Below are 13,003 nucleotides of genomic sequence, written 5' to 3' on the forward strand. Positions count from 1 at the left end.
CCTCCAGTTAACCACCAATTCCCTCACAGAATTCCATCTTCCACACCATGATCAGATTTAAAATCATGTACGGATTATGATATGATACATGAGTTAGAAAAATTATAAGGAGGTGAAGTAAATGTCTCAAGGAGAAGAGTTAGTTGTCGGTGTCGTAGAAGCGATTTTTTTTGAGAATCCGTCGAACTTCTATAAAGTTGTCCGCATTAGCGTTGATCAAGATGAAACAGACTTATTGTTAGATGAAGAATTAGTCATTACGGGTATGTTTGCTTCACTTCATCTCGATACGGAATATCAATTTTTTGGAAAATTAACGAATCATCCCAAATATGGAGAACAGTTTGCTGTAACAAGGTATCAACAAAAAGCGCCGACATCTTACGAAGGGCTCGTTGACTATTTATCAAGTAGCCGTTTTAAAGGTATCGGGAAAGTATTAGCGGAACGCATTGTTGATGAATTAGGCCAGGATGCTATCGATACGATTATATCGGACTCGAATGCCTTGAAAGGCGCCACTGGTTTATCAAAAGCAAAAGCCGAAGACTTACGCGAAGGGCTACTACGCCATCAAGGGACTGAGCGTATATTTATGCAATTAAGCGAATGGGGCTTTGGTCCAGCCTTATCAGATAAAATATACCGAGCATATGAAAGCGAAACGATTACTTTAATTAAAGAGAATCCTTATAAATTAATTGAAGATGTTGATGGTATCGGCTTTAATAAAGCAGACCAGTTAGCAGAACAATTAGATTTTGATGCTGAAGATATTAACCGGATTGTCGCAGGGATTTATGTATCCGTATTAGAGTTATCAAATAGCGATGGCGATACATATGTTCCTGAGGAAGTGGCTAAGAAAAATGGACGGAAATTATTAGAGTCGAGTCGAAGATACTTGATTTCTGATGAATTATTGGAGCGAGCAGTAGAATTAGCCGTACAAAACGAACAGTTAATGCGTTTAGTTGATAATCTAATGATACCAAGCTTATATTATGCTGAATTAAACATCGTTAAGAAAATCGATAATTACTTTCAGTATGAACAAATTGAACGCTTTGAAGAAGATGAAATCGATGAGGCGATTGATGAGGTCGTTAAAATCAGTGGAATTAATTATGATGAGAGTCAACGACAAGCTCTGAAAACATCCATTCAATCTCCAATTTCAGTGATAACTGGTGGACCTGGAACTGGGAAAACGACTTTAATTAAAGGGATTATCTTGTTGCATTCAATCTTACATGACTATGATTTAGAACAAGCAACAAAAAAAGTGGATGAAAATCCTGTGTTACTTGCAGCACCTACAGGGCGAGCAGCTAAACGAATGGAGGAAACAACCGGCTTACCAGCCTCTACCATTCATCGATTGATTGGCTTTAATCGTGATTCTCAGGTTGATGAATTTTATGCGGCCGAATTAGATGGTTCACTGCTAATTGTCGATGAAATGTCGATGGTCGATACTTGGTTGATGAATTGGCTTGTCCAAGCAATTCCGTATCATTTACAAGTAGTATTAGTAGGGGATAAGGACCAGTTGCCTTCAGTAGGTCCAGGAAAAGTCTTTAGTGACTTGATTGAATCTGATGTTTTACCCGTACTTCGTTTAGAAAAAATCTACCGTCAAGCACAAAATAGTACCATAATTGATTTGGCACATAAGATTCGACAAGGTTTTTTACCAGAAGATTTCTTAATGAAGCAACACGATCGGTCATTTATTCAAGCTCCGGCACAACAAATTAGTCATGTGTTACAACAAATTATTGTAGCGGCTAAGAAAAAAGGCTTTGATGCGACAAACTTACAAGTACTAGCTCCCATGTATAAAGGACCGGCAGGTATTAACGCTCTCAATACTTTATTACAAGAATTGTTAAATCCACCTAAACCGAGAAAACGGGAAATAAATCATTTTGATTCTGTGTTCAGAGTTGGAGATAAAGTATTGCAACTAGTAAATAATTCGGAAGATGGAGTTTATAACGGAGATATTGGACGCATTGAGGCAATACACTTTAAGAAAGAGACGGCTTCAAAAGTTGAAGAGATCATCGTGTCATTTGATAATGTTGAGCTTATTTATAAGAAATCTGATTTAGATCAACTTACATTAGCGTATTGTACTTCGATTCATAAGGCGCAGGGGAGTGAGTACCCTCTCGTTATACTACCCTTGGTCGATATGTACTCTCGATTACTTCAAAAGGATATCTTATATACAGCTATTACACGGGCCCAATCTAGCTTAATTATGCTTGGAAATCCTGATAGCTTCTACAAAGCTGTGACAAGTGAAAAAGAACCTCGTAAGACCTTCTTAAGGGAATTATTGATGGTTCAATTTGACAAAGAAGCATCTGAAAATGAGGAAGATGAAACGGAAGAAAACTTCAAAGAAGACGAAGCCAGTCAGCAAAACCCTGAACCAGAATCGATTCAAATGGAATTAGAAGAACAAATTGAAGAACCTTTAGAACTGAAGGAAGCGACAATCAATCAAATTGATCCAATGATTAATATGGACGGTGTCACACCTTATGATTTTATGTCTTCAACATATTAAAATACAAAAGAGAGTCAACGTGCTCGTTCATGAACGAATACGTTGACTCTCTCTTTTTTTATTTAGTCTTTAGCGACTGCTTTTCCTTGTAAGTAAAATGCTTGCATATCTTCTTCAGGAACCATACTACCACCTGTCGCCCAAGCGATATGAGTGGCTTTATCTAGTTTCGATTGAAGGTGATGATTTGCTAAGAAATCTTGACCTGAATCGGTTGTTAGCATGCGAACCACACCTACTACACCAGCTAGGGCAGCAGGTTCAAGTGAAATAGCCTCTAAATCAATCATTTTGCCTAGAAGGCGCATTGATTCGTCCTCTGTAAGGGTGTAGCCAGCATCGAAGTAATATTGAATGATGCGTGAAATAAGACCAGATGTGCGTGGCACAGCTAAACCATCCATAATTGTACGAGATTCTATCCCGAAATCATCTACTGTGACACCGTCAAATTCTTTTGTAGCTAAGCCTAAAAGCATTGAAGGCATCTGAGTTGGTTCAGCAAAGATACAATGAACATGGTCACCATAAATTTGTTTTAAACCAAAACTAATTCCACCCGGACTTCCACCGATACCACAAGGTAAGTAGACAAATAAAGGATGTTCAGCATCAACTTTGATGTTGGCTTCTTCTAATTGTCTTGCTAAACGATTGGCAGCAACTGTATAACCGAAAAACAATTCAATCGAATGCTCATCATCAACAAAGTAAGACGTTGGATCGCTTAAAGATTCCGCTCTTCCTTGGTTAACAGCTTCCGTAAAATTTGTTTGATGCTCAACGACATTTACTCCTCTTGAACGCAATAAATCTTTTTTCCATTGTTTCGCTTCAGTTGACATATGAACTGTGACATTAAAGCCTAATTTAGCTCCCATCACGCCAACACTAATGCCTAAATTACCAGTTGTTCCAACCATGATTTTATGTTGAGCGAAGAATTCATTGAATTCGTCGTTTAAGAATTTTTCATAATTATCTTCAATTGATTCAAGTAAACCATTTTCTAAAGCAAGTGTTTCAGCATGTTTTAATACTTCGTAGATTGCACCCCGAGCTTTGATTGTTCCAGCAATGGGTAGGGTATCATCACGTTTTAATAAAAGTTTTCCAGAAATTGTTGTTTGATATGTATCTTCTAGATATTCTTTCATTGTATTAATTTCAGTAAATTCAGATTCAATTAAGCCATCATTGACAGCTGATTCAGGGAAAGCCTTGATAATAAAAGGTGCAAAGCGTTTTAACCTTTCCTCTGCATCATCGACATCATTTTTTGAATAAGGAACTTTCTCGGTTGCTTCATCAAACGATATTTTTAAATTATTCTCCCAAAAAACCGGTTGGGCTAATTGGATTTTTTTGAATAAATCAGTTTCTAAGTATTCTTTATGTAAAATTTCATTCATAACTTTAAAACGCAACTCCTTCTAATTAGGTAAATAAAATGGATAAGTTGATAAAGCCAAATCAATGTTTACTGGCTTTTTAGGTATGTCTTCTCCATCAACCTGACCTCTAATCGGATCAGTGATTTTTAACTGTAATTTTTGACCCGTATATCGATCTATATTATCAGATTCGTTTGTTTTTTTGTAATTAACACTTTTATTAATAAATCGAAAATTACCGATAATTTTATATCGCGGTAGATGACAAGGGCAATTTCATTATTTTTTGGTCTTGTTAATTGGTCTATATTAATTCCACCACCTAAAGTAGGGGAATTTAATATTCCAGCTAAACTTACATCATCATAGTGAAACTGATGATTATCAATACTTCCCGATACGGCAAAATGACGCACGCTATTTAAACTAAGCAGTACAGCCAATAAGTACGAAAGTTTTCCAAGACCCATTTTTGATAAAAAAGAATTTTTAATAAGATTTTGAGCTCGAAAATTGACCTCAGCATCGAAGCCAAAGCCCATATTATTTAAGACGACACCTTGTCGTTTAGTAATGTGGTTATTGTAAGTGAATATTGGAATTGAAACGGGCTTTTCTGAGAATAACATTATTTCAATGATACCTCTGACAGATAAGCCATTTTGCCAGCTTCGATAAAAATCATTTCCAGTTCCAGCAGGAACATAAGTAACTGGGATATCAGCTTGGTTCTTGTGTAAAGTTTGAACCACTTCATGTAATGTACCATCCCCACCAACAACCACTAAATAATCCAGATATTTTTTGTGACCACGGTTAACTAGCTGTTCAGTCAAAACTTCAGCATGGGTCGAATAGTCAGTTAAGTAAGTAATGTATTCCATTTGGAAACTGTCCAATTCACTATGAACTTTTTTTAAGATGGTGTTTCCATCTCCGCTACCCGCTTCAGGATGACATATTATATGTACGCGATTTGTCATAAAGCACCTCGTAATTTCTTTATCAATTTGAGTTTAAACACTAAGACCAATTATACTCAAATTTATATATTTAATAAAGAATTACTTCTATTGTTATATTTTGTTAAGGATTTGACAATAGGTTTTTAATAAGAGTTAAATGAAAAAAGTGATTCTATTCTCATAGTTTCTCATAAAATATGATACAATATAGCGGACTAAATATTGAAAAATTAAGGAGTGTATATATGTCTTACAAAATGCTTGTTTTGGATATTGATGATACTTTATTAAATAGTAATCACGAAATTAGTTCGGTGACTAAAGAAAGATTAATACAATTCCAAGAGGATGGCTTTATCTTGGTGTTAGCAACTGGACGCCCAACGAAATCAGCGGTTCAAAAAGCCGAAGAATTATTGCTGGATCACCATAAATCACATACGATTTCTTTTAACGGAGCTGTCGTTACAAGTATGGAGAATGCGCAAGAGCTATTTAGCCAACGAATGAACTTCGACGAACAAAAAGAATTGGTTCAATATATTCATGATACAGGCTTAGCATTAATTGCTTATGGTGATAATGAAGTTTATCTAAGTCGTGAGAATGATTACAGTCATGTTGAAGGTGAATTAACTGGGCTAGAAACAATTTATGACAGTGACTATGCGAATAACTTAGAATCAGAAGAATTAAAATTTATCGCGGTTGGTGATCCAGAGATTGTCGCAAAACATAATGAAGAACTCCAAGGAAAATTTGGTAAAGCAACAAATGCAGCGACGTCAAAAGACTACTTCCTAGAATTTATGCACCGAGATGTTTCTAAAGGTCTGAGTTTACAAAGGCTATGTGATCATATCGGTATAGATATCAGTGAAGTTGTGGCGGTTGGTGATGGGAATAATGATGCGCCAATGATCGAAGTAGCAGGAGTAGGTGTCGCGATGGGGAATGCTTCTGATTATCTGAAAGGCATTGCAGATGATGTGACGGGAACAAATGATGAAGATGGTGTTGTTCAAGTTCTAGACAAATATTTTTATTAAGAATGAATCTATACTGGCTATTTATAGTTGACATTAAACAGGCTAATTATGTATAATATTAATGATTTGAGACCATATCAGACTTAATAACAGAGACGTTTCAGTAGGTGAAAGAAACGACAAGAATGATGCTCCTCATGTATAACTAAGTGAAAATTTAGCGTAAGTCGGCGTTAACGGCAATTGAGATATAAGAACTTGAGTTGTTATAAGCGAGGTGGTACCGCGATTTTCGCCCTTGCATATAACGGCTCTTTTATTATTTTAAAGGGGTGTTTGGATGAAACAATTAACAAGTGCAGAAATTAGAGATTTATTTTTAACATTTTATAAAGGTAAAGGTCATGACATCCGTCCGAGTGCATCGCTAATACCAATTAATGATCCAACTTTACTATGGATTAACTCAGGTGTTGCAACGCTTAAGAAATATTTTGATGGAACGGAAACGCCAGAAAATCCGAGAATTACAAATTCACAAAAGAGTATTCGTACAAATGACATTGAAAACGTAGGTGTCACAGCAAGACATCATACTTTATTTGAGATGTTAGGAAACTTTTCAATCGGAGATTATTTCAAAGAAGAAGCGATTGAATGGGCTTGGGAATTCTTAACTGGGGAAAAATGGTTAGGATTCGATCCAGAAAAATTATTTGTCACTTATTATCCAGAGGACACTGAAACAAAAGAGTTATGGGAGGCTATTCCAAACTTTGATAACTCACACCTAGTACCAGTTGAAGATAACTTTTGGGATATTGGTGCTGGACCTTGTGGGCCGGACACAGAAATTTTCTATGACCGCGGTGAATCGTATAATAATCTTGCCGAAGATGATCCAGAAAACTATCCTGGTGGGGAAAATGAGCGTTGGCTAGAAATTTGGAACTTAGTGTTTTCTGAATTTAACCATATGCCAGATGATACTTATGTACCTCTTCCACATAAAAACGTCGATACAGGGATGGGCTTAGAGCGTTTAGTATCAGTTATTCAAGATACACCAACGAACTTTGAAACGGATTTATTTATGCCAATTATTGAAAAAATTGAAACGCTAACGGATGGCATTAAATATAGCAAAAGTAATGAAGGGAAAGTCAGCTTCAAAGTTATTGCTGACCATATTCGTGCCGTTGCATTTGCGATTAGTGATGGTGCTTTACCATCGAATGAAGGTCGTGGATATATTATTCGTCGTTTAATCCGTCGAAGTGTAATGCATGGTCGTCGTTTGGGAATTACAACTTTATTCTTAAGTGATTTAGTTCCAACAATCACTGAAATCATGGGTGACTACTACGCTGAACTTAATGAGAAATTAGATTTCGTTCAATCAATTATTAAAAACGAAGAAGAACGATTCCATGAAACAATTGGCGATGGAGAGTTGCAATTAGAAAACATCTTGGCCCAATTAAAAGAGGAAGGAAAGACCGTTGTATCTGGAGAGCAAGCTTTCCAATTATACGACACATTTGGATTCCCATTAGAATTAACTGAAGAGATGGCATTAGAAAACAACTTTACTGTAGATAATGACGGCTTCGAAGTTGAGATGGAAAAACAACGTGAGCGTGCGAGAGCTGCAAGATCGAATGAAGAAAGTATGTCAGTACAATCAGAAGCATTACAAGCTGTCACATCTGAATTTGAGTTCGTCGGACACAGCCAATTATCAAGCAATGCGACAATTAAAGCGATCATTAAAGATGAAGAGAGTTTAGACCATCTTCCAATTAATGAAGAAGCGTGGGTATTCTTCAATCGCAGTCCATTCTATGCTGAAATGGGTGGTCAAGTAGCGGATTCAGGTGGAATTTACGACGGTAGTGAATTAATCGCAGAAGTTAATGATGTCCAAAAAGCACCTAACGGCCAATATATGCATAAAGTAAAACCGTTAAGCATGCGTCTAAACGAAGGTCAATCATATACGCTAGTCGTAAATGGGAAAACTCGCCTGAAGACAAACCAAAATCATACAGCAACTCACTTATTACACCAAGGTCTTAAGACAATCTTAGGTGAGCATGCGAATCAATCAGGTTCTTATGTTGGGCCAGATCGCTTACGCTTTGACTTCTCGCACTTTGGTAAAGTGACAGACGAAGAGTTAAAACAGATTGAACAATATGTAAATGACTTTATTCAAAATGCGGTGAACGTTGATATTAACGAAATGCCAATTGATGAAGCGAAAGCATTAGGCGCAATGGCATTGTTCGGTGAGAAATATGGTGATATCGTTCGTGTTGTAAACATTGGGAATGAGTCGATTGAACTTTGTGGGGGAACACACGTATCGAATACTAATGATATTGGTACCTTCAAATTAGTGAGTGAGTCAGGGATTGGTGCGGGAATTCGCCGAATCGAAGCTCTTACAGGGCAAGCTGCGATTGAATATTATCAAGAGAAAGAAGCAATATTACAAGCTGTTCAAGCTGAATTAAAAGTCCAACAAACGCAACAGCTTCTACCTCGTATTCACCAATTACAAGAAGAATTGAAAGAAGCGCACTCTAAAGTTGAATCTCTATCTGCAAAATTATTACAAGAAGAGTCTGGTAATTTATTCAATGAGACTGAAGAAGTTGAAGGCATCACTTTTGTAAGTGTCGTTCAAGAAAATCAATCAACAGATGGCTTACGTCAATTAGGAGATGTTTGGCGTGAAAAACAGGCATCAAATATCCTAGTAGCCGTATCTAACCAAGATGATAAAGCGACTTTATTAGTCTTTGTTGATGATGAAACTGTCGCAAAAGGAACAAAAGCGGGAGATATTATTAAACCATTAGCTAAATTAATTGGCGGTGGCGGTGGTGGACGACCACAAATGGCTCAAGCTGGAGGGAAAAAACCTGCAGGAATTCAAGATATGATTAATGCAATCCCTGAGGCAATAAAAGCAACAATTAAAGAAGCATAAGTTTATTTGAGAGAGGACAGACAGATTGGATTGAATAAACCGCTTCCAACTCTATCTGTTCTTTCATTGTGCTTTTTAGCATTGATTGTGACAATTCCATTACAAATTATAGCTTGCGAAGGAATTTACTAAGTAATTATACGCAAAGTATGTTAGAATGTTGTTAACTCGAAGTACATCGCAAAAGATCTAAAATCGATGGCTTTACAGATATGAAAGGTTTGGTGAAAGCGATGCAATCATTAGATGAAACAATACTATTCAAACTGGACGATATTAATAAACGCACAGTAAGAGAAACATTGGAGATAGTCTATAGCGCACTTGAAGAAAAAGGGTATGATCCAATTAATCAAATAGTTGGTTATTTACTTTCAGGAGATCCTGCATATATCCCTCGTCACCGCGATGCACGTAACTTAATACGTCGTCATGAACGAGATGAAATTCTGGAGAAGTTAGTAGAATTCTATCTAACACAAGAAGAGAGTTAATGAGCAAATATCAAAGAGTTATGGGTCTAGATGTTGGTTCAAAGACAGTCGGAGTCGCACTCAGTGATTTACTTGGCTGGACTGCCCAAGGGTTAGAGACGATTAGAATTGATGAAGATGCGAACGAATTTGGGATTGAACGTCTGAGTGAAATTATAAAATCAGAGAATGTCAATACAGTTGTCATTGGATTTCCAAAGAATATGAATAACTCCATTGGTCCAAGAGCAGAGGCTTCCATGAGATATGGTGATCTTATTAAAGAGCATCATCCAGACGTAGAGGTCGTGTATCAAGATGAGCGATTAACAACTTCTCAAGCAGAAAAGATGTTAATTAACGAGGGGAATGTTTCCCGTAAGAAACGCAAAAAAGTTATCGATAAAGTCGCAGCTGTCATCATTTTACAAAACTATTTAGATTCAAAACCACAACTATGATTTAAGGAGATTACTTAATATGGAAAACGAACACAATCATGAACACCACAACGAACATGAATATATTACAATCTTTGACGAAGAGGGAAATGAAACGCTACACGAAATTTTGTTTACTTTTGATTCAGAAGATTTCCAAAAAAGCTATGTTTTAGTTTATCCAGCTGGAACAAATGAAGAAGAAGATGTTGAATTACAAGCATTTTCATACACTGAAGCTGAAGATGGAACAACAGGAGCGTTACAACCTATCCAAACTGAAGAAGAATGGGACATGGTTGAGGAAGTACTTAATACATTCTTGTTAGATGAAGATGAGTAGTTTAAGATAACAGAATGATTTACAATACGTCACACTTTTACCTATCGGTAGATGTGTGATGTTTTTGTAATAGAAGTATTATGGTAATAGTACTACTTCTCTGTTATAATCTTTCAGTAAAAAGTTCTACATAAAGGAGAAACTATGTCAAAAGAATCTTGGGAAGATATTAAACAACGTGCCAAGGAAACCGAGACCGAACGAGTGAAAGAGCGATTGTGGACCAACCGAATCGTTCGCATTATTATCTTACTAATTATATTAATTGTAGTGGGTACGGCTATATTTGGTTATTTCTATGTAACGAAAGCATTGAGTCCTGTTAATTCGAATAATGATCAACTAGTAGAAGTGACGATACCCTTTGATAGTACTTCAGATGATGTTGCGAATATACTTGAAGAGAATGAGATTGTCCGTCATGCGGATATCTTTGGAATTTATATGAAGGCCAATAATGAAGAAGCACTTCAAGCGGGTCATTATCAATTTTCACCATCGATGGATGCACAACAAGTTCTAACAACACTTCAAGCGGGTGGGGAACCAATCTTTGTTGATGCAGATACAACCATCACAGTGATTGAAGGGGCAACTATTGACGAAATTACTACCCTGGTTAACAAGAATACAGCGATTACAGAAGAAGAGTTTATGGATACTGTTCAAGATGAGGAATTCATAACAAATCTTCAAAGCCAATTCCCATCACTTTTAGAAGAAGTGACGCAATTAGAAGGCTTAAAATATACTTTAGAGGGTTACTTATTCCCAGCAACTTATGATTACTTTGCTGGAATGACGGCGCAAGAATTAATTACAGAAATGGTCAGTGCCGCGAATTTAAATTATCAACGATTAGTGGATGATTTAACGAATACGTACCTTTCTTATCATGAAGTATTATCACTTGCCTCAATTATTGAACGCGAAGCAATTACAGAAGAAGATCGTGGTCTTGTTTCAGGTGTGTTCTATAATCGTCTAGAAGTAGGTATGCCACTTCAATCGGATGTAACGGTCTTATATGCATTAGGTGAGCATCGAGAATTTGTAACTTATACAGATTTAGAAGTAGATTCGCCGTATAACTTATACATGTATGACGGATTAACACCTGGTCCGATTGGAACACCGAGTTACCAAGCGATTGTTGCTGCAATCTATCCTACATGGAATGATTATTATTACTTCGTGGCTGATATCGATACGCAGGAAATATATTATTCAAGCACAATTGAAGAACACGACGCGTTAGTTGAAGAATTTGTAAATAGTCGACAAGCTTCCATTGAAGCAGAAGCTGGCGAAGATGAAACTACAACAGATGAGGAAGCTGAGGAAATTGTTGACGAATCGGTTGAGTAAGATTGATACTCAATTTTACAGTTATTATTAAACATAGAAAGCGAGATTGTTTATGGGGACGAAACCAGTAGTAATTGGCGTTTCCGGTGGTTCAGGAAGTGGAAAATCGAGTGTAAGTAGTCGAATATTAGAAACTTTCGAAGGACTATCAGTAATGTTGTTACAACAAGATTATTATTATAAAAATCAAAGTGACCTTCCACTAGAAGAGAGATTGAAGACAAATTATGATCATCCATTAGCGTTTGATAATGATTTATTTTACAATCATCTGGTGACATTAATTGAAGGTGGTTCAATTGAGAAACCAATTTATGATTTTACAAATCATACACGAAGTAATGAAACGGAATATGAAGTTTCCCGTGATGTTATTATCGTTGAAGGGATTTTAATATTAGATGATAAACGCATCCGAGACTTAATGGATATTAAAGTGTATGTAGATACTGACGACGACATTCGCTTAGCTAGACGAATACTTCGTGATATTAATGAACGAGGTAGAACGGTTGAGTCAGTGATTAAACAATACGTAGAGGTCGTGAAACCGATGTTCCACCAATTCATCGAACCTACGAAACGTTATGCTGATATCATCGTACCAGAAGGTGGCTACAATCAAGTTGCGATTGACTTATTAACAACGAAGATTGCAACAATCTTGAATCAAAAATAATTACATAAACGATCGTGATTAGCGGTAAACTACGATTGTTTATTATTCTTTTATATAAAAAATAAAAATTTAGATTGAAAAATAGTAAATAACGTGCTATCTTATTTCTATCGTTTCAAGAAGGAGAGAATAACATGGATCAAAAAGTCTATCCAATGACTTTATCAGGTAAAGAAAAATTAGAACAAGAATTAGAAGATTTAAAAGTCAATAAACGTAAAGAAATTATTGAACGTATTAAAATCGCAAGAAGTTTTGGGGATTTATCAGAGAACTCTGAGTATGAATCAGCTAAAGATGAGCAAGCTTTTGTGGAAGGTCGTATTTCAAGTATTGAAAATATGATTCGTTTCGCAGAAATTATTGATGATAAAGACGTTGCTAAAGATGAAGTTTCATTAGGTCGTAAAGTTACTTTTGTTGAAGTACCAGATGGCGACGAAGAAACGTATACAATTGTTGGTAGTGCAGAAGCTGACCCATTAGAATATAAAATTTCTAATGACTCACCGATTGCCCAAGCAATTTTAGGTAAAAAATTAAATGATGTTGTTTCGATTCAAACGCCAGGCGGATCTTTTGATGTTAAAATCATCAAAATTGAAGCAGCTGATGAATAGTCTTGAATAGTTAAGTATTAATAAGTGGTTCATGAATTTTTGATGTTGGTGGACCGAGGAGCCAGGTGACGCAGTCACCTTGGCTCTTTTTTTATTCCTATGTTTAAGTGTCTCTCTATGCAACGATAGTTTGTGTTGTGTTCTCATCTTTAA

Annotated in this window: 11 protein-coding genes; 9 read left to right on the forward strand and 2 right to left on the reverse strand. The window is 36.3% G+C overall.

Going from position 1 to position 13,003, the window contains the following annotated elements; translation table 11 throughout:
- Nucleotides 1-121: 121 nt before the first annotated feature.
- Nucleotides 122-2,581, forward strand: a complete 2,460-nt coding sequence (locus ACEN3Z_RS06955; protein WP_407090285.1) for an ATP-dependent RecD-like DNA helicase — start codon at nt 122-124, stop codon at nt 2,579-2,581.
- 62 nt (nt 2,582-2,643) lie between these two features.
- On the opposite strand, the gene ACEN3Z_RS06960 is transcribed toward ACEN3Z_RS06955, so the two are convergent.
- Entirely contained in the window at nt 2,644-3,993 is a 1,350-nt protein-coding gene (locus ACEN3Z_RS06960; protein ID WP_407090286.1) for a D-serine ammonia-lyase, read from the reverse strand.
- Between the two features lie 158 nt (nt 3,994-4,151).
- Nucleotides 4,152-4,958, reverse strand: a complete 807-nt coding sequence (locus tag ACEN3Z_RS06965) for a diacylglycerol/lipid kinase family protein (RefSeq protein WP_407090287.1) — start codon at nt 4,956-4,958, stop codon at nt 4,152-4,154.
- Nucleotides 4,959-5,185: 227 nt separating this feature from the next.
- Here ACEN3Z_RS06965 and ACEN3Z_RS06970 point away from each other — a divergent pair, with 227 nt between their 5' ends.
- From ACEN3Z_RS06970 to greA, 8 genes are all read left to right on the forward strand, one after another.
- Complete coding sequence (locus ACEN3Z_RS06970) at nt 5,186-5,989, forward strand: Cof-type HAD-IIB family hydrolase (RefSeq protein WP_407090288.1); 804 nt, start codon at nt 5,186-5,188, stop codon at nt 5,987-5,989.
- Between the two features lie 280 nt (nt 5,990-6,269).
- Nucleotides 6,270-8,927 carry an alanine--tRNA ligase gene (gene alaS / locus ACEN3Z_RS06975; RefSeq protein WP_407090289.1) on the forward strand — a complete coding sequence of 886 codons (2,658 nt, stop codon included), beginning with the start codon at nt 6,270-6,272 and terminating at the stop codon, nt 8,925-8,927.
- A gap of 233 nt (nt 8,928-9,160) precedes the next feature.
- Entirely contained in the window at nt 9,161-9,421 is a 261-nt protein-coding gene (locus ACEN3Z_RS06980; RefSeq protein WP_338489244.1) for an IreB family regulatory phosphoprotein, read from the forward strand.
- Nucleotides 9,421-9,861, forward strand: a complete 441-nt coding sequence (gene ruvX / locus ACEN3Z_RS06985) for a Holliday junction resolvase RuvX (RefSeq protein WP_407090290.1) — start codon at nt 9,421-9,423, stop codon at nt 9,859-9,861. Before ACEN3Z_RS06980 ends, ruvX begins: the two co-directional genes overlap by 1 nt.
- A gap of 19 nt (nt 9,862-9,880) precedes the next feature.
- Nucleotides 9,881-10,183: a DUF1292 domain-containing protein gene (locus tag ACEN3Z_RS06990; RefSeq protein WP_218930794.1), complete on the forward strand. Its 303-nt coding sequence runs from the start codon at nt 9,881-9,883 to the stop codon at nt 10,181-10,183.
- A 144-nt stretch (nt 10,184-10,327) separates the two neighbouring features.
- A complete protein-coding gene (mltG, locus tag ACEN3Z_RS06995) occupies nt 10,328-11,551 on the forward strand; it encodes an endolytic transglycosylase MltG (RefSeq protein ID WP_407090291.1) in 1,224 nt (407 codons plus the stop codon).
- A 52-nt stretch (nt 11,552-11,603) separates the two neighbouring features.
- On the forward strand, nt 11,604-12,230 hold the full coding sequence (gene udk / locus ACEN3Z_RS07000; protein ID WP_407090292.1) for a uridine kinase: 627 nt from the start codon (nt 11,604-11,606) through the stop codon (nt 12,228-12,230).
- A 134-nt stretch (nt 12,231-12,364) separates the two neighbouring features.
- Complete coding sequence (greA, locus tag ACEN3Z_RS07005) at nt 12,365-12,850, forward strand: transcription elongation factor GreA (RefSeq protein WP_138404648.1); 486 nt, start codon at nt 12,365-12,367, stop codon at nt 12,848-12,850.
- The last annotated feature ends 153 nt before the right edge of the window (nt 12,851-13,003 follow it).

The sequence above is a fragment of the Ruoffia sp. FAM 26254 genome (assembly GCF_045528545.1).
GTDB classification, from domain to species: Bacteria; Bacillota; Bacilli; order Lactobacillales; family Aerococcaceae; genus Ruoffia; species Ruoffia halotolerans.

Excerpts from the sequence above, each read along its gene's own strand:
- ACEN3Z_RS06955 (WP_407090285.1), top strand. The coding sequence starts at position 122 with ATGTCTCAAGGAGAAGAGTTAGTTGTCGGTGTCGTAGAAGCGATTTTT.
- ACEN3Z_RS06960 (WP_407090286.1), bottom strand. The coding sequence starts at position 3,993 with ATGAATGAAATTTTACATAAAGAATACTTAGAAACTGATTTATTCAAA.
- ACEN3Z_RS06965 (WP_407090287.1), bottom strand. The coding sequence starts at position 4,958 with ATGACAAATCGCGTACATATAATATGTCATCCTGAAGCGGGTAGCGGA.
- ACEN3Z_RS06970 (WP_407090288.1), top strand. The coding sequence starts at position 5,186 with ATGTCTTACAAAATGCTTGTTTTGGATATTGATGATACTTTATTAAAT.
- alaS (WP_407090289.1), top strand. The coding sequence starts at position 6,270 with ATGAAACAATTAACAAGTGCAGAAATTAGAGATTTATTTTTAACATTT.
- ACEN3Z_RS06980 (WP_338489244.1), top strand. The coding sequence starts at position 9,161 with ATGCAATCATTAGATGAAACAATACTATTCAAACTGGACGATATTAAT.
- ruvX (WP_407090290.1), top strand. The coding sequence starts at position 9,421 with ATGAGCAAATATCAAAGAGTTATGGGTCTAGATGTTGGTTCAAAGACA.
- ACEN3Z_RS06990 (WP_218930794.1), top strand. The coding sequence starts at position 9,881 with ATGGAAAACGAACACAATCATGAACACCACAACGAACATGAATATATT.
- mltG (WP_407090291.1), top strand. The coding sequence starts at position 10,328 with ATGTCAAAAGAATCTTGGGAAGATATTAAACAACGTGCCAAGGAAACC.
- udk (WP_407090292.1), top strand. The coding sequence starts at position 11,604 with ATGGGGACGAAACCAGTAGTAATTGGCGTTTCCGGTGGTTCAGGAAGT.
- greA (WP_138404648.1), top strand. The coding sequence starts at position 12,365 with ATGGATCAAAAAGTCTATCCAATGACTTTATCAGGTAAAGAAAAATTA.